This window comes from Citrobacter sp. RHB21-C05 (assembly GCF_013889015.1).
In the GTDB taxonomy this organism is placed as follows: domain Bacteria; phylum Pseudomonadota; class Gammaproteobacteria; order Enterobacterales; family Enterobacteriaceae; genus Citrobacter_A; species Citrobacter_A sedlakii.
In genome coordinates, this window is sequence record NZ_CP057611.1 from 3,965,766 (window position 1) to 3,991,862 (window position 26,097).

The following is a 26,097-nucleotide window of genomic DNA, read 5'->3' on the forward strand; positions in this document are numbered from 1 at the left end:
CACTTGAGTATGAATTTTATCTTAGTATCCTATTCATATTCATGTATTTATAGCAACCGCACATAACATCATTCAGATTTGGGTGAATTTCAACCAAAAAAAAATAACATACTGTTTTTTCTAGATAAAGAATGCAATCTTCTATTAAGGACTAAGAGGATGAACATACTACCAATCGGGTCACTGGTGGTCTCTGAGCATTTTGAGGGTACTGGCAAAATCGTCAGCGTCAATATCGATTCAAATTTCGCAACAGTTGCTTTTTTTGAGTCTCCTGCGCAACCTTATGCACGTCAAATTGAAGTAAACCGGGATAAATTATCACTAACAATACCGCCCGAAGAGGCTGTAATTTATTGCCTTGAACCTCAAAGTCAGCGCTGGGCACGCGCACGCTTTGGAGGATCTAGACCTAATGGTGATTTCCTGGTCATTTTTCGTGAAGAAGAATATGCAACGCTCCCGATTGATAAAATCTTTGTTCTCAACAAAGCCTATGATACTCCAGTAAACCCTGCTGACTTTCTTGCCTTACAAGCAAATGACGCGCCGTTTTTTTTTCCTCTTCGACAGTCCTTTATTGAAACCTACATCCAGCAACGCGCTGCATGCCGCGCGATGGCGTCCATTTCCAGTAGTGCCGTTGAACTCGAACCCCACCAATTGGCTGTGGTACGCCGTGTGCTTCAGGATAAAAACCCCAAGTATATTCTGGCCGATGAGGTTGGTCTGGGGAAAACCATCGAAGCCGGAATGGTCGTCCGTGAACACGCGTTAGAAGCAACTGGCCACGTCAGCATGCTTATTGCGGTTCCGGCACCGCTCGTTAACCAGTGGCGGGAAGAACTGGGTGAACGCTTTCAACTGAAACAACTTATTATTGATGCCTCTACGGCCCTAGCAGGTTTGCGACAAAATGAGGTCACAGAAGGCATCGTGATTTGCACCCATTGCGATGCCTGTACCCTGATTGAACGGGGATTCACCCCTTCACTTATCGCGGTCGATGAGGTCCACCAGATTGCCTCCTGGCCGTGGTCAGGAGATAAAGATGAACGTTATGACTTCAACCTGATCGCTAAGGGTTGCCGGAAAGCCCACTACGTTCTGTTACTCACGGGGACCCCTCTGCATGGGCATGAAAGGAACTTCTTGTCGATGCTGCACTGTATTAATCCCGAAGCCTACCAAGTGGATGAGACCCATCTGCAAGACTTTACCGAACTGGTCAAAAATCGTGAAAACCTCGGCGGGATCTTCTCAGGGTTAGTACCTTCCGTCTCAAACGTCAGCTTACGCCGTAATCTGGAAACACTGCAGCAGCAGTTCCCAGAAGATACTGTTCTGATGACACTCTGCCAGCAACTCATCCCGCTTATTGGGACGTTCTCCCCCAATACCCAGGAGCGTGAAGAAAGGATCCGGGATATTCGTCGGCACCTAGGGGAAAACTATCGCATTCATCATCGACTGTTGCGTAACCGCCGTCAGGTTTCACTCAGCTTCGATGAAACGAAAAACCTCAACCTAAACCTTCTGTTTCCAGGGCTAAATGGAGCAGCGGAGTGCCGCTGGTATTGCGATGGGTTAGCGTTAGACGAACTGATTGATGAGTATCGTTCATTATCTTTACTACCGCAGAATACGCAGTGGGCAATGAGTGAAGACACGTACCTCTTCTGGATTGACGATCTCCTATCCAGCCCACTCTGTGTCATGCAACGCGCTAAAGTACATTTGGGTGAAGCGGAACGCACTCAGGAAGAACGAGATCTGTTAGAACACATTGTTTCAACTGCAAAAAATGAACTTCAGGCCATTGATAACAAGCTTGCCATCACCCTGAATGAGTGGCTGCAAAAGAATTCAACAGGAAAAGCCATCGTCTTTTGCGATCGTCCGGATCTTGCCCAGCACTTGGCAATAAAGCTCGAACTGCTGCTGGAGTACCCCCTGGAGCGCTATCAGCCGGATCAACCCCTGATGTACCTGAAACCCGGCAGCCCCATTCGGATCCTGATCTGCGATAAAAGCGGCGAAGATGGTCTGAATCTCCATGGGGGTCTGCGACTGGCCGTTCACTACGGTTTACCGCGCTCTTGTAGCCGTATTGAACAGCGCCTTGGTCGTCTGAACAGGTACAGTGCAAACCTGAAAGGCGTAAAACCCGTCCAGAGTCTGATCCTGAAAAATCACGCCGACCGCGGATTACGCAACGTGTGGGCCAGTATTCTGAAAGACAGCATTGGCGTATTTAATAACACCATCGCCAGCCTCCAGTTCGTCCTCGACGATTATCTGGAAAATGCGTGGCAAAATGTCTACCAAGAAGGTCCGGTGGCCCTTGAACGTATTGCCAGCGAATTCCCTGGCGAACAGGGCATTCTGGCCAACGAAACGCATAAAATTAACATGCAGGAAAAGCTGCTGGCGATGGATGACGAGATTGCAGAGGCGGCGATTTTTGCGCAACAGATAAGCGCTGACGATCATCTTGCAGTAGCGCAGTGTAATGCGCTGACAAGTTGGATCACGCGTGCACTGCGTTTTCGCGCCACCGGCACCGCAGAAAAAGGTATCAAGTTTCAGTTCGAACTCTCTGACCGCAGCACAGGGACGCTGGTCGATTTTAAAACCTTTCTCACCACCTGCATGCTCAGCTTCGATAAAGAAGGGGGTAACCCACCGTCAACGCATCTGATGAGCGCTGAACGCATTCCGGCGATCGACGGAACAACCGTTTATCCGCTGCGTTATGGGCAGCCATTTGTCGATACGATCTGGCAACTGTTAAACCAAGATGCCCGGGGCAGTTCCATGGCGGTACTGCGGGTGCTCCCAAAGCCATTGAATGAGCCCAATTACTTCTTCCAGTCTACCTGGCTTGTCACCCATCGCCAGACGCAGGACACCTACGCCCAACGCCGTATCGCAGACGAGTTGTACCCGCCGCGTATTGTGCAACACTGGCTGTCCTCTAAGGGTACACCGGTGACGAATCCGCAGTTGCTGGAACTGCTCAATAGCGAGTACGCCAAACATGAAACATCGCAGAAATTCTATGCAGATATGAATCTGCGCCCTAATCTCTGGCAAGAAATTGAAGAGCTTGTCTCACCGGACACCTGGAAAGAGATGGTGGAACGAGTCTATGCCAGTGACCGGGAACAACAACAGGCAACCTTCGGCGAACAAGCCAGACTCCAGTTAATGGCCGTCAAAGCCGTGGTGGTGTGCAGCAGAAATCTACTGGAGGAAATCGTCTGATGGAAGAGGAATGGTCACGCCTGCAGCAGGCGCTAACCACCTGTTTTAGTCAAGGGGTCACCTTTAAGGACGGTATCGAAAATCAGTTTCTGAACAGACTGATTCAGATCATCACCGATGCCTCGGCAGGTCATGGTGACATTTTTGCCGGCTACGCCGATGCGTTACGTGCCGCTCACGCAAGTGGTATTAGCGCGCCGTGGCTACCCCTGCCGCCGGAACTGACCGACGCTCCGGCGCCTGAGTGGGGCATGACAAAGTCGCCTGCCGCGCAACAAATTCAACTGGCTGAAGAGGCGGACCTGGCGCTGACCAGAGCCACCTATCAGCGTAAGATCCGCAGGAACTTGCTGCGCCCCGAGACCGATCCGGCACTGAAGCGCCTGTTACCCGAGGAGCCCTGGCTGACTCACTATCAGGGATTCGGTCAACAGGCCGCCATCCGGACGCTGCTAACGTCTGATAATAACTGTACATTGCTGGTGAATCTGCCCACCAGTTGCGGTAAAAGTCTGCTCACCCAACTCCAGGCGCTCAGCGCACCGACAAACACCCTCACGCTGGTGATCGTCCCCACCGTCGCCCTCGCAATTGAGCAGGCTGACGACATGCAAAAACTGCTTCGCGGCACCGACCAAGATCATGGTGGAAGTTATGCTTGGATCGGAGGACAAGATCAGCCCTCGCGTCAGGCAATTAAGGAAAGAATCAAAGCGGGGACACAGCGTGTGCTCTTCTGTTCCCCGGAATCCGTTCGCTCTTCTTTGGTTCCGGTGCTGTTTGAGCTTTCCAGACTGAATATGATTGGCGCGATCGTCATCGACGAAGCGCATTTGATCGATCAATGGGGCGCAGAGTTCCGCCCTGACTTTCAGCTGATTGCCCCTATGATTCGCTCACTGAAAGCCCTAGGAAAATGCCGTTTTCGTACGCTGCTGCTTTCGGCGACTTACAGCAAAAGCACCCGGGACATTCTGGTCGAGCAGTTCCATGATGAAAACAGCGAACTGATTGAAGTGTCAGCTAATTTCCTACGCCCGGAGCCGGAATATTTTGTGCATCATGAGGCAAATGAAAACGCGCATCGTCAGCGGGTCGAACAGCTTCTGATGACCTTACCCCGCCCGCTGATTTTGTATTGCACTACCCGCACAGATGCGGAAATGTGGTCTGCCCGTCTGAACGAACTGGGCTACTGGCGAACCGGCATGTTCCACGGTCAAATTGACACAAACAATCGCAAGAAATTGATTTCAAAATGGAAAAATGACCAGCTCGATATCATGGTCGCTACCTCTGCCTTTGGGGTAGGGATGAATAAAAAGGAAATCCGCAGCATCATTCATGCTGCCATTCCGGAAAATATCGACCGCTATTACCAGGACTGCGGGCGTGCTGGGCGTGACGGCAGATCCTGCCAGGTGCATCTGGTATGGCATAAGGCGCAAATGAAAACGGCAAAATCGCTGGCCGTTGAGACGCTGATTGGCGTAGAAAAAGGTTTTGCCCGCTGGAAAGCAATGTTTGACGATCGTAAGAAAAGCCCGATCGCTGACTACATGATTTCACTGAACACCAAGCCCGTTCATATTGATCACCAAGGCGATAAAAACGAAGCCTGGAACCGTCGGACATTGCTGTTAATGCAAAGAGCCGGACTCATCAAACTGGTCTTTGCTGATCCGAAAATTCCTGACGACCTGCGAGATAATCTGGATGACAACAACACGCAACTGATTGAATGGTTCGAAAGCTACTATAACCACGTTCATATCCGTCACTGTGACGATGCGCATTATTCAGAAGCGCACTGGAACACCCATGTGGAGAAGATCCGCCAGTCCGAGTTGAATAACCGCCGGGCAGCCTTTACGGTAATGGAAATGTGGTTGGAGGATCCTGGCAAACCACTGTGTAAAATTCTGCAGAAATTCTATGAATATCAGAGCCATCCTCCCGAGTTAACCTGTGGAGGTTGTCCGGGATGTCGTCAGAAAGGGAAAGGAGCGTTTTCGCCCACCGTGGGCACAGATGTACAAATTTTACGCTCCGAGCCGAAGAAAAAAGCACTCTTCGTAGGTGCGGAAAAGAAAGTTTATTACAACGAAAATATGAAGTTACATTCGTTGTTGATGGAACTTCGTGTGACGTTGCGGTCGCTGATCACCTCTGGCGAATACGTGTTTATTCGTGCAGACAGGCCAGTGTTCCTGCAACTAGAGAACAACCTGGATTCGCTTTCGCATTTCTGGAGCGCACAGAAAATGACAGCACCTGCATCGGATGGACCAGAGATCGTGATCATCCCTAACACGGCCAATGCGTTCCCAGACCTACCCATGACGCGCTTTGAGCGAATTATTATTGCACCTGAGCATCTCGCCGATCCTCAGTTCCCACATCGAACATGGTGTGCAAGCGCCGCTAATGCGCTGTCGCTGGACACTTTTATCAGGCAACTACAACATGTCAATAATTAACAACGCAAACCCAGGAAGCGGCCTGATACTGCTTCCTTTGATTGAACGCGTTCTGCAAAGCGCACAGGAACCGTTGTCTCAGGACACGCTGCTCGCCCGCTATCGTCCTGATAACCTGCCCACTAACGATAACGCATGGGGAAAATTAAAAGAGAACCTGAGCTTCTGGTGCAATCTGGGACTCTGGCCGATGCTCGACGGAAAGATGTTACCGCTTGAAGCAGGTGTGCGTCCGTTGGCGCATCGGTTGCTTGCCTGTACGATTGATGCTTGTCGTGAAAACGGCGTTGCCAGTGGGAATGAATGCGAACCGCTGTGGCGGGTACTGAGTTGCCTGTTGAGCCTTCAGCAACACTCGCTCGGGGGCCTGGAACCTCTCTCCCCTACGATCATCACCAACAAAGTGCATAAATGGTTACCCGGCGAAACCATCAATACCAACACCGAAAAACTAGTGAGAGAATTTGGTCGTTTTCTCGGTTTTCTCGAGTTAATGCCGGACGGAAATTATGTCACCGACCCTACCCGGGCCATTCAATATTTTCTGCCGGAGATCTTTGACGATACGCGTACCCTTCCCGCCAAAATCTTTATGGCAAACATGGCGGAGGTCATGCCAATGATGGACGGGGGCCAGTTCAGAAACTCCGTTCATGACGTGATGCAGCAGGAAAAAGACTGGGTCGCGCCGGAAGGTGACAATATCTGCACCAGCACATCCGTTGCGCTGCAACGACTTGAAATCAGTAAGCGCATTATCCTCGCCATCGGCAGTGATGATAAAGACGCCTTATCACTCCACTTACCTGGCGGTAAAATTCGCCGGGTTAGCCAAATCACGCTAAGGGAGGATGCAGAATGAGCATGATGGAGTACTGGCCATCCAGGAAAAATATCGTCCAATGCATTCGCAATGAAGCAGAAGAATTAGAGGATCATGTGCTTCTGGCCGTGCATGAACCGATGCTACTGACCCGACGCGACGTCAATGAAAATCATAAAATATTACGTGACGAAGACCTGTTCCAGCAGTTACTTCATACGGAGCGCGCCATCCCACTGATTGGCCGCTCGGGGATGGGGAAATCACATCTGGTGCGCTGGTTAGACTGCCGGTTCAACATGTACCTGGCGGAAAACGACCAGAGCGAGCAATGGGAAATTGTCCGGATACCCAAAAACTCCAGTCTACGACAGGTGCTTTTACGCATCCTGAAAAACTTGACGGGGGAATTTTTCGACAACGCACGCATGCGCGTTAATGAAGTAACAGAACAGTATCCGGCGAAAGATCTGGCAGATCTACTGTTGACCATGATGGCCCATCAGTTGCAGGACATGCAAAAAGCGGTCATGGAAGAAGGTCAAACGCTGCTGGCACAAGGTAAAGACATTCCAGCAGACCGACTCGCCTATATGGAAGCCATCATTGAAGAGGTGGAAAACGGTATCTGTGATCTGATCACCGACCCCAACTTCAAACAGAATCTTCTGAAGCCGGGCCACTGTATTTTCAAACTTGCCAGTCGGATGAGTAGTGGTCTGGAAGAAGGAGAAGAAGATCATGATAAATATGAACTTCTTCCGGAAGATCTCTATTTTGTCTTTGAGCCTGACGATCTGTCCGCGCGTGCACGCCGCTATCTTAACCATTCTCAACTGCATGAGTCAGACCAAGTGGAGGCGCGTACCCGTGCAGCGCGCGTGCTCAATGAAGCCATGCATACCTCGCTGAAATCACTCTTCAAGCGCCTGTTCACCTTCAATGGAGGATCTTTTCAGGAGCTTTTTCAGGAAATCCGCAAGGAGTTTCTGCGACTTAATCGCCGTCTGGTGATTCTGGTAGAAGATATGGCGGCGATCTCCGCCATTGAAGATGTCCTGATCGACAGCCTGATCGAAGAAGCGGCACCTGGCGGCGTGCAAATTCTCTGCCCTGTCCACTCAGTGATTGCAGTCACCGACAATTATCCCGGCTATAAACGCCGCCAGGAAACGTTAATCACGCGTGCTGGCTACGAGTGGGTCATCGAGAACGTCGATAAAGACAATAACGAAGATCGTATTGTCTCGCTCTGTGGTCGCTATCTGAACGCCGCACGCTTTGGATCAGAGGAGTTAAAAAACAGTCCTGAGCAAGGTAAGCCCCAGTGGCCACCTGTCTGGCACAGTGATGAGATCCCCAATGCACTAGAAGATTTTGGTTATTCTGCCAATAAGAAATTCCCGCTCTTCCCGTATAACCGCAATGCCATTTTGGCATTGGCGGATAAGCATTGCCGCGACAGCAGCGGCGAGTTGATTTTTAACCCGCGTACAATCATTAACCGCATCCTGTTAGATATTCTGCGCGATTGCAGAATAGAAGCGGAAAAAACACAGTTCCCGCCAGCAAATTTCGCTGGAATTCATGCCGTTCCCGAGATCGAAGACAAGATTTCACAGATAGTTGTCAACCGGGTTGGCAGTTCGGTGACGCTTGCCGCCATCTGGGGATATGGCATTGATTCATTTGATGAACTACGCGAAAAACTGCCGGGCAGCGTTGCGAGTGCCTTTGGCCTCGATGAACTAGCAGCGCAACTGAATGGCAAAGGTCCCACCATGGAGTCGGCGGAACCAGCAACAAAGAACGCACACGAAACGGCGGGCAAAACAGGCAGTACGCCGGCGGGTAAAAAGATTGACAATCCGGAATTCAAACCGAAAGAAGAGGCAAAATACACTGCCAAATCCGAACTACCCTTTATCAGGGCGGTCCGTGCATGGGTGAATGACAATGTCATTCTGCCGCAGGATGTTGCCCGTGATTTGCGTGCGGCACTGAACGCCTGTTATGAAATTCATGCACAGCCAGAGTTGTTCGGTATGTCTTCTCGGCCACCGCTGAAAGAAGGTCGTTTTACGTTGATTTCACTGCCAAAAGCGGCGTCTGACCCCTCAAGCATTATTACGAACTTTTACTCTGAGCAGGACCTGATCGATCCTTCCCGACGGGTAGATGTGTATAACGCTGCGGTAGCCCTGTTACGTATCCAGTATTACGCCGGTTTAAAGCAAGGCTTTAATTATCCAGAGGCGCAGGAAGACTACACTCGCTATCAAAACTTCATCCAGTGGTGGGTGCCGCAGGCTACGGAAAGCGCCATTAATCACTTCCGGGCGCGTAACTTACAGGATGCGCTTAAAAAGCATCTGCAAAAAGCTCTGCTGCTTGGCCTGGTGACGGGTAAAGAAGAACCGGCGGAGATCGTCAATACCCTATGCCTCACCCAGAAAGGTGTCGGGAGAACCGAAGGGAAAAGTACCGGTCGAACGCTGACGACCTCTCCTTCCGAGATCTGTTTCAGAGGGATTGAGGCGACCCTGCATCCGCACGCCAGCGCCAGAGTCGCCGAAGCCAGGGCGCAGGCGCTCGTAGGATGGGATGATGCCAGAAAAGCGTGGCTTGAACAGGTTGCCATCACTGAGCAAGGCTCAGGCTTGGGCAGCAGTCGTGCGCTGGATGCCGATGTAATATATTCCGCGCTGAAAACAGTGTTAAAACAGCCGCTTGGTGCGGAAATTGAACGTGCGGCGCTCTCCGTCAAACAGGAACTTGCCAGCACGCTAAAAAATGTTCATCTCTTTGCCAACATTAAAGATAGCGACGATTTCCTCAGCCAACTGAACGACTGGCAGACGTTTATTGAGACTGTGCGGACCGAGCACTATCCCACAGGCAGCGCTCAGTACAAACCATCTTCGTGGCTGCTGGGTGAAATTGAAGCCCTCAGAACCGACGCCGAGGAGAGTCTGGCGACTTTAATTGCGTTACTTTCCATTGAAAAACAGAAAGATAGTGCGAAATTGTGGCTGGAGATCTGTCGACTTGACGGTGACTACGTTTCAAGAATCAGCAGCGTACTTGCGCAATGGCAACTGGTACAACCCAAGATCGCGTTCACACTCCAGCAGATGAACGCCAAAGGGGATATCCAGCAACTGACTCTTGCTCTGAATAAAGTGAATGACCGTCTGAAAACACTTGTGAGCGATATCATCGCCTCTGGAGCCGATCAATGACCACCTTGCGCCAACAACTGGCTGAAATGCAAAAAGAACTCGATCTTAGCGTTCAGGCTGGTAAGGCCTCACAAATCATCGATAAATGTAATCTGGTGTGCAGCAAAACTAACACCATTGCCGATAAGTTTGCATTGCTTAAACAGCAATATCCAGCCCAGCAACAACTCCCGCGGGGCATTGCGGTTACCTGGAATGACGAGCAGCGTAGCGAACTGATCGCTGCCGCGAACAGCGTTAAAAGTCTCAAGTTACAGTGGGGACGCTGGCTGAAAAACCAGTCGGTAAACAATCCCGGCGAGGAAGAAAACCTTGTAGATCAGGAAGAGTCGCCACAGAACTCTCTAGATGAGACGCTGGCCGCTTCAGAGGAACCTACCGCTTACGACATCATCCAGAATGATTCCTTGACCCATTGCGTCAGCCAACTCGGCACCCTACACAAGGACCTGAGCAAAGAACTAAAAGATGCCTGGGATGCATGGTTGGAAGAGTTACATCAGCAGGTTCATGTCGATGACAAGACACTGAATTTCCAAAAAAATGCGAACAAATTTGACGATATCGCCTCCGACTATGAGCGTCGACGTCAGGATTTCGAAAACTTAACGCAGTGCCAACCAGTTAGCGGTGAAAAGATTCACCAAATCAAAGCGCTCGCCGAAAAACTGTATTCCCTGCGCGGCATGATGAAAACAGACTGGCCTGACGTGGTGCAAGCATTTTTCAATAGCATTAATGGCCCGCAGAGTCTCCGCCCGACGTTAAGTGCCCTGACGCCCGAGGTGCTTGAGTGGTTAAGGGATGAAGAGATGCTGGATGAGTTCGTGATCACAAGGAAATAGTTTATGTCTACGGCTGATTTGTCCCACTTGCACCAGGCGCTGGACCTGCTCGAAGAGCGGGAAGCGGAACTGCTGGTCTGGGGGGATACGAATGGCGCATTTACCCATGCCGATATCATCTCACTCTTTACCCGGCACCTGCCCTACGAAGATGCAGAGTCGTTACTGGCAGAACTGCAGAATGCTGCCATGCTCTTCAGCGTCCCGACCAGCAAAGGGGGGACGCGCTACCGCACGCGTATGGCGGAATCGGTCTACCTGTTCCGCCACCAGCGTCAATGGTTCCGCGATCAACCGCTTCAGCGAGCCCGGACGCTTGTCGCCGACTACCGTTTCGTCCGTCGCCCGCGCAACTATCCGAAGCGGGAACTTCCGGCGCAAACGGTGCTGAGCAAATGGGTCGACGTCCCGTGGATGAACGAGATTAAACGCAAGGCGCTTTCCCGACTGATCGGCGACTTTTCCATTGCCGGCTTTCAGGAACGCTCAACCGAACGTATTTTGCGCGCCTGGCACTTTCATAGTCATCATGCTCACGCGAAAGAAGCCACCGGGACCATTGTCTGTGCCGGTACGGGGAGTGGTAAAACGCTGGCGTTCTATCTCCCGGCACTCACCTCGCTCCTCAATGATATTCAGCGCGACAACGCACAGCGGGTCAGGACGCTGGCACTGTATCCGCGTAAAGAACTGCTTAAAGATCAGTTCATGGAAACCTGGGGCAAATGTCGTGAACTCGACAGTCAGGCCCTAGCACTGGCAGGACGCAAGATCCGTATTGGTTCTTTTTTCGGTGACACCCCGTTCAACCATCAATACGCAACGAAAGATAAAGACAAGGATATGCCCTTTGATTTACTCCGTTGCACCACGCCGAAATGTCCGGGGCAAATGCACTGGAAAGCAGAAGATATCAAAGCGAAAAGAGAGATTCTTCGTTGTAGCCACTGCGATCACAGCGTAGACAGTGACGAAGTGATCCTAACCCGCGTCTCGCTGATGAAAAACCCGCCTGACATCCTGTTTACTACCACCGAAATGCTCAATCAGCACCTCGGGAATAACCAAACGAATCACCTATTTGGCGTTGGCATCGGCGTAACACCGCCGCCGGTAGTCCTGCTGGATGAAGTACACACCTATGTGGGGAATACCGGTGCGCAGACAGCCTATCTGCTGCGACGCTGGATGCAACTTGCACGCAGTCGCCCCCATTTTGTCGGGCTGTCGGCAACGCTAAGTGACGCCGAACGTTTCTTCGCCGATCTGGTAGGCGCGCATAAAAAACATGTGGCTCTTATCGAACCGAAGCTCCACGAAATGGAAGATGAAGGGGCTGAATATCTGCTGGCATTACGCGGTGATCCGGTCTCGCAAACCGCCCTGCTGTCTACTACTATCCAGACCAGCATGCTCGCCCGGCGTATTCTGGATACGAAAAGGAAAAAATCACGCGGGACATGGGGGCAAAAAACCTTCGTCTTCACCGACGATCTGGATATCAATAACCGACTTTATCATCAACTGTGTGACGCCGAAGGCTGGCGGTCACGTGGTCAAAACTTATACGTTGCGAAACCGCCGCTGGCCGCTCAGCGTCTGGAAACACCGCAAAACAGCCATACGCTGACTCTGGCAGGACAGAACTGGCGTATCGCGCAGGATATTGGTCACCCACTTGACGAAAATGACCGGGCCATCGTTGCCCGAACGTCCAGTCAGGACGTCGGGGTCGATCCTAGAGCGGAAGTGGTAATTGCAACCGCGTCGCTGGAGGTGGGCTTTAACGACCCCTCAGTTGGCATGGTTATTCAGCATAAAGCGCCACGTAACGTTGCCTCCTATTTGCAGCGTAAAGGGCGTGCCGGTCGTTCAAGAACTATGCGTCCGTGGATGGTCGCAGTCCTGTCCGAATTTGGCCGCGACCGCGTCGTTTATCAACGCTATGAAGAGCTCATTAATCCAGAGATAAAAGGACAGTCGTTGCCGATGGGCAACATTCATATCCAGAAAATGCAGGCGGCAATGGCGACACTTGACTGGCTGAGCATGAAGATCCCCGGAAGTAATATCTGGTCATTGCTGAATAAACCGCAGACAAAGCGAGAGTCTCTTGACCATCTTGATCGTATGTTCCACCTGATTACCGCCGTGATCGAACAACATGCGTGGCAGCAGGAGTTGGAAAAGTATCTGTTCTACGCGCTGCGCATCACTGACGAGCAACTTCAGCGTGTACTGTGGTCGCCGCCCCGTTCGATCATGATGGAGTTGCTGCCGACATTAAAACGACAACTCACCACCCAATGGTCGCGGATGGGCCAACCGGAGGCAGACCGTTCGACGGGACGTTCCCCGCTGCCGGCCTTTATTCCTTCAGCGCTATTCAGTGAACTCAATCTGCCGGAACTGGAGATCCATCTCGAGCGGAAGTTCAAGAAACGTGAACATTTGCCCTTTATTCAGGGTCTGAAAGAGTTTGCGCCGGGGCGCATTTCCAAGCGCTATGCCGTTTACTCCGACAATGAAGCAGACTGGCTTATCCCGAACAACTTTGTTCCGGCGATGAATTGCGTTTCGGATGTTGATTTTGAAATTGAGCAGGCTTTCGGCGATACCTGGCAGCCCGAGTGTATCATTGAGTATGAAGGTCAGCCCCCTATTAGGGTCATTCGCCCGATGCAGGTGCTTACGCGCGCGCTGCGATTCGAGCAAAATCTCACCGAGAAAAGCAACTCGCAACTGTACTGGCATACCCGGTTTAACCCAGACGATCAGGCCGATCCGCTCCCCATTCCTGCCGGCCCGTGGACGGACACCCTCCGCTCCATTACGTTCTTTACCCACCAGAACATGACACCTCTCGACGTCACGCGTTACGCCACCCACGCAACAGCCTCATTACGCAATAAAACCAAGCAACAGGCGCATGTGAACTTCAGGTGGGTCGACAATGGCGAGCCTGTCGGGGTTGGCGTGCGGCAGTGGGTGGATGGCGCCCGGCTCAGATTTACGCTGCCGCCCACTCTGCTGCAACGCCTCCGGCATGACCCGGCCATTCAGCGCGCACTGCGAACGCTCTATTTCCAGCATCGGATCAAACATGAACCACGCTTCGAATATGACACGTTCACCGCTGACTGGATCTACGAGTGCTACCTAGCGGCGGTTACGCGGGAATTGGCCACACAGTCGTCTCTGGCAGACTCTATCGCGGAATTAAAAACCCCGGACGGCCGACGTCGACTGACTGATATCGCGGACACACTCTTCCAGGCAGAGAATATCTTTGAAAATAGCGAGGATGGTGAAGACGACGCCGAAAGCCAGGAACTGCAGCAACATTTGCGCAACCTGTTTAAAGAGACCGACATTCTGGAAATGGTGGACAGGCACAGCGCGATCCTGACTCAGGATCTCAGTGATGATGTCGATTTTCAGGACTGGCTACAGCATCTGCTGACAACGACCCTTGCCGGAGCGGTCAAACAAACCAGCCACCTGTTGCTGCCGGATGTCGATGAACGCGGTCTGGTGGTGGATACCGAACTCAACGACGAAGTACTGGACATCTGGCTGACCGAATCAGAACCCGGCGGCTGTGGCATCATTACCCGTCTGGAAGACGTTTTTCATCAGGATCCGGTCTCCGTACTGAATCTGTTTATGCGTAGTTTTGCCGCCAGCGATTACGAGCAGATCGACTACGACCTGTTCGAAATGCTTTCGCGGCTCCCCTCTTCCAGCGAGCTCCAGGAGGCCTTAAATGCGATACGTAAGGCCAGCAGCCATCCGCAGCGCCGTGAGGCTAACGCCCACCTCAGAGCGCTGTTGAAGGCGCAGGGATTTGCACTCAGTCACAGTTTTATGTCGGTGCTGCACACACGGGTACTACGTCCGGGCAGCCAGGCATCACATGATGCGCAGATGCTTGCATATCTCAACGCATGGCGGGAACTGGAAGACAAAGCCGGATACGAAATCGCTCTGAATATTTTTGCCCATACCCAAGCGACGCAAGAACTGCCTGACGCCAGTGTGATTAAAGTTTTTGAGCGCTTTTGCAAAATTCAGGGAATGCTCTGGCAGCGCGGCAATGCCATCCGTCAGTCGGTTCTCAGCTATTACAATCCGTTTAAGTCCGGTAACAACCTGACTGAACGACTGCTGCTAAGCTCACTGTTTCAACAGACGGCGTGCAGCATCAGCATCAGCGAGAACGACTGGTTAGCGCAGTTACATCACGCCATTACCCAACACGGCTTTGCAGAACTGCATATCCCGCGCGAGGCCCGCCATCGTATTGTGGAAGTGATCTCTCTGGTGCAGGTGACCCCGATTGAGTACTTTGGTTTGCATCTTTATCCCCGCGAATCCGCCGTGGATTATCAGGATGGCAATCTAGTGTTACGTATTGAACTGGCCGAAGCGCTGCTGTAAGGAACGCAGAAATGGAAGAACAACGACAAATTTTCCTACATGGCCCACTGGGCCAGCGACATTTGCGAGAAATTCTAAGCGCGCAGTTTAGTGGCTTGATCCTCTACCCAGAACCGATCTGGCTGATCTCACCGTGGATGAGCGACTTTGACGTGATTGATAACCGGGGCGGTCAGTGGAGTTTTCTTGATCCTTCATGGGGGGCCCGGATGGTCAGCTTCCAGGAATTGCTCGCCACCGCCGTCAACAATGGCTGTCCGCTACGCATCGTGACACGTGAAGACACGCGCAGCGTGGTCTTTATCGAGCGACTGTTGACGCGCTTATCGCCCGATCACGACATGCAATACCTATATCACGAGAACCTGCACGCCAAGGGGTTGCTGACCAAACATTTCTTTCTGAAAGGATCCATGAATTACACCTGGAGCGGCGCAAACCTGAACGATGAGCATCTGCTGTTTTCAACTAATAATACGGTGATTTCAGATGCGTTGATTGAATTTAGCGGCCAGTACACCTTTGGAGACACCCATGACTGATACTCCTCAATGGGTGCGTGACTTCTTTGGCAACGGAAATTTACTGAAGCTGGACAGGTTGCTAGAAAACGTTGAAAACGCCTACCCTGCGGACTTAAAAACCGTCTTACTGCCGCTCTACGAGAGCGCGACTGACGCTCAGTGGCCGATCATTCTGCCCTGGTGCGATGCTCATCGCTGGGTATTTTTTGCCGCGGCAGAAACGGATCGCACCACGCTGGAGCTCAGCAATGTGTTGAATGCCAGGCTGGGGTCTGCCGATGTTATTGCCGATAGAAGGGTGACTTTCGTCCCCGCGCAGGGAGCGACATCGCTGTCTGAAACGGCTCTGCTGACGCACTGTCCGGCCGGATTTATCCGGATCGAATTACTGCCCACAAAGCAGAAAGATAAACCAGCAAAAGAGCGGGTCTTCGCCGCGCTCAAAGACGTTATCGCCCTGTTTCGTGATAGGCCATCAATCGTACGCACGGTCAAACGTCCCTTTGGGCGGATCTTGAGTGATTTCATTCTGGCGAATAGCCAAAAAGACGAAGCCACAAGCGACGCTTTACTACAGGAACTGAAGAACAACGGCGCGCTTTCGCGACGCAACCTTATGCTGCTTGAACTCCAGCAGGCGGGTAAGTTAGAGAAGTGGGACACGCTGCTGAATCACGATTCGCTTGCTGATTTGGTTCGGGGACGCATTCCCACAACTCTGATGCGGATGCTGCTGAAAGCATACCAGCAGCGCTTTTTTACACCCGACATCCACGGGTATCCGCAGGCCTCCCCGGCGGATCTTCGCCCGCAATGTCTGGCGCTACACCCTCTGTTTACGCAGATGCCTTTTTTATCCCAGGATGAGGCTGACTTTGCGGCGTGGAAAACCTGGGCCACCGGCGTGATGCTTATTGGCGAAGTCGACCTGCTCAACGCGTTACCAGAACGCCTAAAAACCGACTGGTTGAGTGGATTGCACACCTGGGCCAGTCGGCCGTTCTACGTTGTGAGTCCGTCAGCAGCGACAGCGACGGCGTCGCTCCCGGATACGCTGCAACAGCTTGCCGCATATCTGCAAACCTCCCTGACCGCAACGCAAGAGGAGATTACCGGCTACGCACAAACGCTCCACACGCTTGATCAGCAGTTGATAGAGCAGGCGATGGCGGTACCACTGCTGAAAACACTCATCGAGGAGATCCGCCATCTGACCAATCCGCAAATCGTGGGCTGGGATATCTGTTTCTCCCGACTATGTCAGTCAGAAGTCGACAGCAACAGCCTGGTGCAACTGGTCGCGCTGGAAAGTGAAAACTGGCCCGCCGACTCGTTCCATGAAGCGACGATGCTCCAGTTACTATCAAGTCAGGTTCCACCAGACGCGTTCCCGATCCTGCGTAACGTGATGCCTGCCTTTATTGAATGGCTTGAACGTCATCAGTTCAGTCTGAGTAGTACGACGTGGCTAAAGTGGCTGGATGTTCTTGCGATGGAACAAAGCGTCAGTCAGGCGGATATCAAGCTGGCCACAATGGTGACGGACCGCTTCCTACAAGGCTCTGTTAGCCAGGAAGCGTATCAACAGTCCGGTGCCATGCTGGAACTGATCGTCGAACGCGCCAGTTCATTCCGCAACCTGCCAGCGCTGGGCGAGTTGATCGAACTCTTCCTTGATGCTCCGGTGCAGGATCGGGCGACGCTCACCTCGCTGTGGCTCAGCGTTCAGTCTTTTGTGAGCGGAATATGGGCGCGATTAGATCCGACTACTCGTACAGTGATGCGCAACTTGGCGACTGACGTGCTAGGGGAAGGTGCAGAGCGCGTATTTCCGGTTGAGCAGGATAGCTGTACGGCAGATGCAGAAGATGAATTGCCGGACTTATCCGGAGCCAGAGTGGCGATTTATAGCCTGACAGAAGGCGCGGTAAGACGCGCGAAACGGATGCTGGAAACGCTGTTCCCCGGGATCAGAGTGGAGATCAGCCATGCGCACACTGCAACCGACAAGTTGATTAATCAAGCAAAACAGGCTGATTACTTCATCTTTTCTGCAGGCAGCGCCACTCATCAGGCCTTTTACGCGGTCTCAGCACAGCGCAGAGATTTAATCTACCCTACAGGTAAAGGTGCCGGGTCAATGCTGAACGCGTTTATTGCGCACGTTCAGCAGGTCTCTGCAGTAGTGGCATAAAAAAAGGGGCAAATGCCCCTTTTTTATATATTGGCGTTCGCTGCTTTGATATAACTTGTGACCAGATAATCCGTCACTAATGAGATATCTTTCGACAGGTTCTGCAGTTCATTCCATTTACGGACGATAGGCTGACCATCAATATCCGTACCGAAGTTCCACGCGCCACTACTCCATGCACAAAGCGACTTGATGCGATTTAACTCTTCGACAAAACGAGTATAGGAAGGGATCTCAGTCCAGCCAGGTTCACCTTTATAGTCCTGATGCACCTGATCAATTTCATCCATCAGGCTACCCAGTGCAAGAATACCGACGCCGTGTAATAGACGGGAATAGCGCGGCTTTTTGTCCCAGTCATCGGTAAACACGGTTTCCACCGCCGACCAGAAGTTATTCAGCAGTTTCACCATCTTCCCTTCATCCCCCAACCCTGTCGCAGGGTCACGGAAGCGATACAATGCTCCCTCACGAAGACTAGCATCGATCATTTTGATCATCGAGTTGTCAGCAATAACCCCATCAGGATTGGTTGCCGTTTTGATGCGCCCCGCAAGTGGACCTTCCCCGAAGTTCAGTCGTTGAGTCAGCAGCGAAGGAAACTTACGCATTTGCAGATCGGATGGCAAACGACCGTGGGTATGCGGTGCCAGTTCGTATAACAACGTTTTGGGCAGCGGTTTTGTGGAGTTAACCAGCATAAACTGCTCGCGTTGTTCTTCTGCATCATTAGCGATAAATGCAGAGACCGGCATCATAAACGAGTCGATTTCCGCATCCCGCAAAGCAGCAGTACGTTGTTGACCATCCACAATAAACCCTGGCTTCTCAAAATCCTTATCTTCGGAGAAAGGTATCACCAGATGCCCCATGTCGCCATTATCTGTAAGCGGTTCAAAACGCACACGCTTATCAAAAGCGATAATCACCGGGTTTGGTATCATCGGGTTTTTACTCTCAATATAGCGCTGAATTTCGCGAATATGGTTACGTACTTCTGGACGCTGATAACCAACCAAATTCTCTTCACCGCGACGAATTCGCGAAATCGCTGCAATTTTGCTGATCTGTTTACCTTCTATCGCAAGGCTATAGAGTTGCCTCTCCTCACCCTGTCGGATTCGCAGGGCGGGAACACGATATTCACTCATGACAGTTCCTCTGAGCGTAATGACAATGTGTGCTGTAAACGGTTGTACAACACCTGAATATTATGGAAACCGCGGCGACGGTTACGTTCTGCTCCGCGGAAAATGATGACGTTGATACCGATGGCCTGGCAAATATTGCACTGGCATTGTTTCCAAGGACGTTCTCCCAGCGTACGCTCATAATCCGCACGGATTTTATCGGCCTCTTTTTCACCCGAATGGAGGCGTTCATATGCCAGGACTGCATCAAGAGTTTTCTCAAGGGACAAAGCCCCTTTATCATATTCAAACAGGGCAGTCATGGCATCCTTTTCCAGATGTCGTGCAATATCCTGATCAATCACGCCAGATTTTATTTTGCGACTCAAGCTTGGATTCGCATCAAACTGAGGGACACGCACAGCGGTATAGGCCGGGCCATCAGGCGTATGATAGTTGTTTTTCCGATCTTTGAAGGCTTGCTGCAGCGGTGTTGTTGAGTCAATACTGGTCACACCAAACTTGATAAAGTCGGCGAAACTCTCTGGACGGGCAATGCCAAGCAAGTGAACACGTGTATCACTTTTCAGCAGCGGTTTAATCTCTTCGAGAGTCTCAAGGATCTGCGCCGTTTTCAACGGCACCATCCCCCCCATGGTGATATTTCTGTATCCCATGGCCAGCAGGGCCTCTACAGACTGACGATAGGAAGTTTTGCTCCATCCATGTGCAACGCCAAAGGGAGTAAAACAGGACTTTTGAGACTTGTTTAAAAACTCTTGAGCCAAGGTCAGAGTGATATCTTGGCGTCGGCGACATTCAGCCAATACTTCGCCACTGAATACTTCACCTGGCTTCTCATAGCCAAAGACAATGTGATCGAGAGAAACGCCATGGTTAAAGCGGGAAGTTTCGTAGAACTCAATCACCTCTTCCACACGGTATGGGGGGACGTCCTGGTTAACATAGGTGAAGGCTCCGCAATCACCCATGGTTTCCATATTTTCCGGAAGACGGAAAAAGTGCTTCATTCCATTACGGAAATAACGCAAACGCTGGGCACGGGTATATTTGCTCTCACCGCCACCAAGACCATCTACTACAGCTTTAGAAACCAGCATACCATCATAAGGATGAGGAAAAACCTCATGCGGATAATGATCGTCACGTTGACGCACGCGATGTTCGTTACGCGTTTCGCGGAAGAAGTCAAAACTGGGATCGATAAAATCCTGACTATCAGGGAAAAAATACTTTAGCTTCGACAACTTACTCTCCTGTGACGCCACTGCTAAGCCTCAAAAAACGGGGGATTCTACCATGAAACCCAGGCAAGTAGCATTAAGGTTTAGCCTCTCTAAGGGCCTTAAACTCAGCCCGAAAACGTTTTTCCTCAAATGAATTTCCCGAGTCACGAAATTCACGCAACGCATGTGTTGCACTGATACCAGGATTTTGTTCCATAAGCTTTAAAATGAATGACTTAACTTCCTCCGGGCTACGACGAATTCCTTTTTTCACTTCACGCTCAGGTAACTCCTTGAGTTCTTCTATTAACTTTTGAGATAGCTCATTTAAATCATTGAGTTGTTTTGACGTAAATTCGTTCACAATGTATTTTGCCACACTGATATTAAGCATAAGCATATTGCATCTCAACCACTGAGCTATATTTTGGTTGGTTTTGAAAAGGTATGCATTCAGCCTACTATTGATTTTTTTGGAAGTTATAATAAGCAGTTGTTTTTTTGCATCAACCAAATATTCAAGACCATTAATGATATCCAGTTCAATTGCATTAATATAATCTGGGGAACCACAGATTATATAATATTCTTTTTTTCTTTTTTTCATTAACTCTACAATAGATGTAGGATGCTTAGATTTAAAAATAGATCTATTGGTTATTTCTTTCCACCATGTTCTATGAAAACTTTTTCCTGCATATTCTTGAGAATACAATGGTATTGATTCGTCATATCCAACAGCAAAGGTCGCTTTATAAGGTACAACATTGTCTTTGTAGTGAAGGAGGCCTAAGCCAGCAGAAAGAACCCATAAATCAATAGGATAATCATCTAAGATGGCTTTAGCTGTCGCCCAATGCCCACCTTTATAAAGATCCTTTGCACATACAGTTGCAGAGGTAGAAATAGCTTCATTCAGAGCATTGCACCAAGAATTCACGAGCACATTTGAAGGTGTTCGGCCTGATGAAAATTGACTCAGACTCAATATATCCCTACTACCGTAGTGTTTGCCGTTTGTACATGTTGTTATTAAGTTAATGTTGCTCACAATCGCCCCCCAGAATCGTGTTACACAAGCTACAGGAGAAAAAAGGGGATGACAAGAACGGAGTTATCAGTCCCTGAAAAAATTTTCAGGGACTGATGTTAGTGAGGAATATACTCGAAATACTCATCTTGAGAATGAGAACATTTTTGGCATCGCCTCAGAATGCCTTTTTCCTCAAGAGAGAGACAAAAATTTCGACATGACTCAAGAAGAATGTCGGGGCTTTCATTTTTATTCTTAGAAATCAAAGCTCTAGCTAGAGTGTCGTAACTAAAACCTCCCGTTGAGTGCGATACAATACTCATCGCAAGTTGAGTATCGAAAGTTTTCATAGTGCACCTCTGAATCGCCAGAACAATACAGTTATAAAAAAGTATGGGTTATAGTTCAAGCTGGCTTTTCAAATTCACGCATAGCAAGCGTCAGGAATTAGATTATTTACCAAAGTCATAAGGACTAACTTCCTTTTCCCGATTCGCATCCAAAAAATCAGCCCACCACTGCAGCATCAGTCTGCGCTCATCCAGATGCTCGGCCTTATGAATATAAGCCGCACGTACAGAGTTACGCTCCATATGGCTCATCTGCCGTTCAACCGCATCCCTCGACCACAATCCCGATTCTATCAATGAACTACAGGCCATTGTTCTGAAACCATGTCCACAAACCTCTACCTTCGTGTCATAACCCATAACGCGCAGCGCCTTGTTCACCGTGTTCTCACTCATCGGTTTACGATGGTCGTGATCGCCAATGAAAACAAAATCGCGCTCGCCACTAAGTTTGTGTACCTGTTTAAGGATTGCTAACGCCTGACGAGATAACGGCACCAAATGAGGCGTACGCATTTTTGAACCACGCTGGGAGTGCTTCACCCCTTCAATAGCTTCTCGCTCTGCTGGGATCGTCCACATCGATGTTTCAAAATCGATCTCAGACCAACGAGCAAAACGCAGTTCACTTGAACGAATAAATACAAGGAGGGTTAGCTCAACGGCAAGGCGGGTCAAAGGTCTACCCGTATAGCTGTCAATGCGCTGAAGCAGTTCGGGGGTACGTTTCAACTCCAATGCAGGTCTATGCTGCCTGTTACTTGAAGCAACAGCACCAACCATTTCCTGTGCGGGATTGTAATCAAGTAAACCACTCTGAACGGCATATCTCATAATTGCAGTAGTGCGCTGCTGTAGACGGGATGCCACCTCAAGTCGCCCCGACAACTCTACCGCTTTGATTGGGACTAGCAGGTCTCTAGTTTTAAGATCAGCAATATTTCGCTTACCTATGGCAGGGAAGAGATTATCCTCCAGACTTTTCAGTACTCGTCGGCTATGTTCTTCCGACCACTTTTTATTTGTGGCATGCCACTCAATAGCAAGTTGTTCGAAAGTACGTGCTTCTTCCTGCTCAACCTTATCATTTTTCTTTTTATCTCCCGGATCGATGCTGTTTGCCAAAAGCTTACGAGCCTCATCACGACGAGCCCTTGCATCAGCGAGTGACACAGCAGGATAAACACCCAGAGCCAGCATCTTTTGCTTTCCGCCAAATCGGTATTGCAAACGCCAGTATTTAGAACCATTGGGATGGACGAGAAGATGCATACCGTTGCCATCAGTCAGCTTATATTGCTTATCCGTTGGCTTGGCTGTTCTGACTTTGATATCTGTTAGAGCCATGCTTATCCCCTCCCTGTTGGTACAAGCATTATCGAACCGGAAATACCATCATCTGTACCAACATCTGTTGGTAGATGTACGTTGAAGTAAGTTGACCTTGAGAGAGTTAATATAGCGGGAATAATGGGTAAATACTGGATTTCAGGCACAAAAAAAGACGTCCGTTGACGTCTATTGATGTTCCGATGGTGCCGAAGGCCGGACTCGAACCGGCACGTATTTCTACGGTTGATTTTGAATCAACTGCGTCTACCGATTTCGCCACTTCGGCACTGAAGAGGTATGCGGAAAACGTTGTGGATTATACCTGTCGCTCGCAACCATGCAAGCAGTAGCATCCGCCTTGTTCACTAAGTGTTGAAAAAATCAGCACACCTTCCCCATCTGACGCCATTATCCCCCCTTCTGCGAAGCATCGCGGTTTTCCATGCTCTACACTTCCAGTTCAACACCACACGAGGGAAACACGATGTCGATGATAAAAAGCTATGCCGCGAAAGAAGCGGGCAGCGAACTCGAACTCTTTGAATATGATGCGGGTGAACTCAAGGCAGAAGATGTCGAGGTAAAGGTGGACTACTGCGGTATCTGCCATTCCGATTTGTCGATGATCGATAACGAGTGGGGTATGTCGAGCTACCCGCTGGTGGCGGGACATGAGGTGATTGGTCGCGTGGCGGCCCTCGGCAGCGCGGCGCAGGATAAAGGGCTGAAGGTCGGTCAGCGCGTTGGCATTGGCTGGACAGCGCGCAGCTGCGGGCATTGCGACGCCTGTATCAGCGGTAACCAGGTCAATTGTCTGGAAGGCGCCGTCCCTACCATTTTGAATCGCGGCGGCTTTGCCGAGAAAATTCGCGCAGACTGGCAATGGGTGATTCCGCTGCCGGACAGCATTGATATTGAATCCGCAGGCCCATTGCTGTGCGGCGGCATCACGGTATTTAAACCGCTGCTGATGCACCACATTACTGCCACCAGCCGTGTTGGGGTAATCGGTATTGGCGGGCTCGGGCATATCGCCATCAAGCTCCTGCATGCGATGGGTTGCGAAGTGACCGCGTTTAGCTCCAATCCGGCGAAAAAGCAGGAAGTATTGGCAATGGGTGCCGATATCGTGGTGAACAGCCGCGATCCCGAAGCGCTGAAAGCACTGGCTGGACAGTTCGATCTGATCATCAACACCGTCAACGTCGATCTCGACTGGCAACCGTATTTTGAAGCGCTAGCCCACGGCGGCAACTTCCACACCGTCGGTGCGGTGCTGAAGCCGCTGCCTGTCCCGGCGTTTACCCTGATTGCTGGCGATCGCAGCATCTCCGGCTCGGCAACAGGTACGCCTTTTGAACTGCGTAAGCTAATGAAGTTCGCCGGTCGCAGCAAGGTTGCGCCTACCACCGAACTGTTCCCCATGTCGCAAATCAACGAGGCTATCCAGCACGTTCGTGAAGGCAAAGCCCGTTATCGCGTGGTGCTTAAAGCCGACTTTTAATCGCTTCTACCGGGCGGCATTCGCTGCCCGGTCCTCTCCTCCTCTTTGGAATCCTCCTCGCAATCTGTTGAATAAAGCGGTGAAGAGTGCCGCACGGTTGCCTATACTCGACGCAGGATAAACGGAGGAAATCTCATGAGCGCACCCTTGTTAATTGCCCGCACGCCGGACACCGAACTGTTTTTACTGCCTGGTATGGCGAACAGTCACGGCCTGATTACCGGGGCGACAGGGACAGGGAAAACCGTCACGCTGCAAAAGCTCGCCGAGTCGCTATCCGGCATCGGCGTACCGGTATTTATGGCGGATGTTAAAGGCGATCTCACCGGGGTGGCTCAGGAAGGACAAGCCTCCGAGAAGTTGCTTGCCAGGCTGCAAAACATCGGCGTCAGCGACTGGCAGCCGCATAATAACCCGGTGGTGCTGTGGGATATCTTTGGCGAGAAGGGACATCCGGTACGCGCCACGATCTCGGACCTCGGACCGCTCCTACTGGCGCGCCTGCTGAATCTCAATGAGGTGCAGTCCGGCGTGCTGAACATCATCTTCCGCATTGCCGACGATCAGGGATTTTTACTGCTCGATTTTAAAGACCTGCGGGCGATTACCCAGTATATCGGCGATAACGCGAAATCCTTCCAGAATCAGTATGGCAATATCAGCAGCGCTTCCATCGGCGCGATCCAGCGCGGCCTGTTGACTTTAGAACAACAGGGGGCGAACCATTTCTTCGGCGAGCCGATGCTCGACATCAAAGACTGGATGCGCACCGATGCCAGCGGTAAAGGGATCATCAATATCCTTAGCGCCGAAAAACTCTACCAGATGCCGAAACTCTATGCCGCCAGCCTGCTGTGGATGCTCTCTGAGTTTTACGAGCAACTGCCGGAGGCGGGCGATCTGGAAAAACCGAAGCTGGTGTTCTTTTTCGACGAAGCGCATTTGCTGTTCAACGATGCGCCAGAGGTGCTGCTGGATAAAATCGAACAGGTGATCCGCCTCATCCGTTCGAAGGGCGTTGGCGTCTGGTTCGTCTCACAGAATCCCGCTGATATCCCGGATAACGTGCTCGGTCAACTGGGCAATCGTGTCCAGCACGCCCTGCGGGCCTTTACGCCGAAAGATCAAAAAGCGGTGAAAACCGCCGCGCAAACCATGCGCGCCAATCCAGCGTTCGACACGGAAAAAGCCATTCAGGAACTGGGCACCGGCGAAGCGCTGATCTCCTTCCTGGATGCCAAAGGTAGTCCATCGGTGGTGGAGCGGGCAATGGTGATTGCCCCCTGCTCGCGTATGGGGCCAGTCACTGACGACGAGCGCAACGGGTTGATAAACCACTCTTCACTCTATGGAAAATATGAAGAAGAACGGGATCGCGAGTCGGCGTTTGAGTTGCTGCAAAAGGGTGTTCAGGCCGCGACTGAAGAGCAAAACGCGCCTGCAGCGAAAGGCAAAGAGGTAGCGGTTGACGATGGTATCCTGGGCGGGTTGAAGGATATTTTGTTTGGCAGCACCGGTCCGCGCGGCGGCAAGCGCGACGGCGTGGTACAAAGCGTAGCGAAAAGCGCAGCGCGACAGGTTACCAATCAGATCATTCGCGGGATGCTGGGAAGCCTGTTGGGCGGCAGAAAGCGTTAGCCTGACGGACACTGAACGCTGCACCCATTGTGCCCGGCAAGCGTAGCG

At 51.0% G+C, this 26,097-nt stretch carries 14 protein-coding genes and 1 tRNA gene; 10 read left to right on the top strand and 5 right to left on the bottom strand.

The window, feature by feature from the left end:
- Positions 1–159: 159 nt before the first annotated feature.
- The 8 genes from dpdE to dpdD are packed head-to-tail and all read left to right on the top strand — an operon-like array spanning position 160 to position 17,815.
- The gene (dpdE, locus tag HVX72_RS18925; RefSeq protein ID WP_047063876.1) at positions 160–3,267 is read left to right on the top strand and encodes a protein DpdE; all 3,108 of its coding nucleotides are present in this window, start codon (positions 160–162) and stop codon (positions 3,265–3,267) included.
- Complete coding sequence (dpdF, locus tag HVX72_RS18930; protein WP_049128078.1) at positions 3,267–5,747, top strand: protein DpdF; 2,481 nt, start codon at positions 3,267–3,269, stop codon at positions 5,745–5,747. The genes dpdE and dpdF overlap by 1 nt, the downstream gene beginning before the upstream one ends.
- Entirely contained in the window at positions 5,734–6,609 is an 876-nt protein-coding gene (gene dpdG / locus HVX72_RS18935) for a protein DpdG (RefSeq protein WP_047053969.1), read from the top strand. The genes dpdF and dpdG overlap by 14 nt, the downstream gene beginning before the upstream one ends.
- Complete coding sequence (gene dpdH / locus HVX72_RS18940; RefSeq protein WP_181822092.1) at positions 6,606–9,812, top strand: protein DpdH; 3,207 nt, start codon at positions 6,606–6,608, stop codon at positions 9,810–9,812. The genes dpdG and dpdH overlap by 4 nt, the downstream gene beginning before the upstream one ends.
- Positions 9,809–10,657, top strand: coding sequence for a hypothetical protein (locus HVX72_RS18945; RefSeq protein ID WP_047053965.1), 849 nt, complete (start codon positions 9,809–9,811; stop codon positions 10,655–10,657). The genes dpdH and HVX72_RS18945 overlap by 4 nt, the downstream gene beginning before the upstream one ends.
- A gap of 3 nt (positions 10,658–10,660) precedes the next feature.
- On the top strand, positions 10,661–15,097 hold the full coding sequence (gene dpdJ, locus HVX72_RS18950) for a protein DpdJ (RefSeq protein WP_181822093.1): 4,437 nt from the start codon (positions 10,661–10,663) through the stop codon (positions 15,095–15,097).
- An 11-nt stretch (positions 15,098–15,108) separates the two neighbouring features.
- Entirely contained in the window at positions 15,109–15,639 is a 531-nt protein-coding gene (gene dpdK, locus HVX72_RS18955; protein WP_047053963.1) for a phospholipase D-like domain-containing protein DpdK, read from the top strand.
- On the top strand, positions 15,632–17,815 hold the full coding sequence (dpdD, locus tag HVX72_RS18960) for a protein DpdD (RefSeq protein WP_181822094.1): 2,184 nt from the start codon (positions 15,632–15,634) through the stop codon (positions 17,813–17,815). Before dpdK ends, dpdD begins: the two co-directional genes overlap by 8 nt.
- 23 nt (positions 17,816–17,838) lie before the next feature.
- Here the strand turns inward: dpdD and dbpB are convergent, their stop codons facing one another.
- The 5 genes from dbpB to HVX72_RS18985 all read right to left on the bottom strand — a co-directional run bounded on the left by dbpB (position 17,839) and on the right by HVX72_RS18985 (position 23,193).
- Positions 17,839–18,966 (bottom strand): DGQHR domain-containing protein DpdB, encoded by a 1,128-nt coding sequence (gene dbpB / locus HVX72_RS18965; RefSeq protein ID WP_047063873.1) that lies wholly within the window; start codon positions 18,964–18,966, stop codon positions 17,839–17,841.
- Positions 18,963–20,213, bottom strand: coding sequence for a tRNA-guanine transglycosylase DpdA (gene dpdA, locus HVX72_RS18970; protein WP_047650378.1), 1,251 nt, complete (start codon positions 20,211–20,213; stop codon positions 18,963–18,965). Before dpdA ends, dbpB begins: the two co-directional genes overlap by 4 nt.
- A gap of 73 nt (positions 20,214–20,286) precedes the next feature.
- On the bottom strand, positions 20,287–21,138 hold the full coding sequence (locus HVX72_RS18975; RefSeq protein ID WP_176555971.1) for a hypothetical protein: 852 nt from the start codon (positions 21,136–21,138) through the stop codon (positions 20,287–20,289).
- Between the two features lie 539 nt (positions 21,139–21,677).
- Positions 21,678–22,922, bottom strand: coding sequence for an integrase arm-type DNA-binding domain-containing protein (locus HVX72_RS18980; RefSeq protein WP_181822095.1), 1,245 nt, complete (start codon positions 22,920–22,922; stop codon positions 21,678–21,680).
- Between the two features lie 186 nt (positions 22,923–23,108).
- Positions 23,109–23,193: transfer RNA gene (locus HVX72_RS18985), tRNA-Leu, on the bottom strand.
- 198 nt (positions 23,194–23,391) lie between these two features.
- Between HVX72_RS18985 and HVX72_RS18990 the strand changes: the two genes are divergently transcribed.
- Positions 23,392–24,411: an NAD(P)-dependent alcohol dehydrogenase gene (locus HVX72_RS18990; RefSeq protein WP_181822096.1), complete on the top strand. Its 1,020-nt coding sequence runs from the start codon at positions 23,392–23,394 to the stop codon at positions 24,409–24,411.
- A 135-nt stretch (positions 24,412–24,546) separates the two neighbouring features.
- Positions 24,547–26,049, top strand: a complete 1,503-nt coding sequence (locus tag HVX72_RS18995; RefSeq protein WP_181822097.1) for a helicase HerA-like C-terminal domain-containing protein — start codon at positions 24,547–24,549, stop codon at positions 26,047–26,049.
- Positions 26,050–26,097 lie beyond the last annotated feature (48 nt).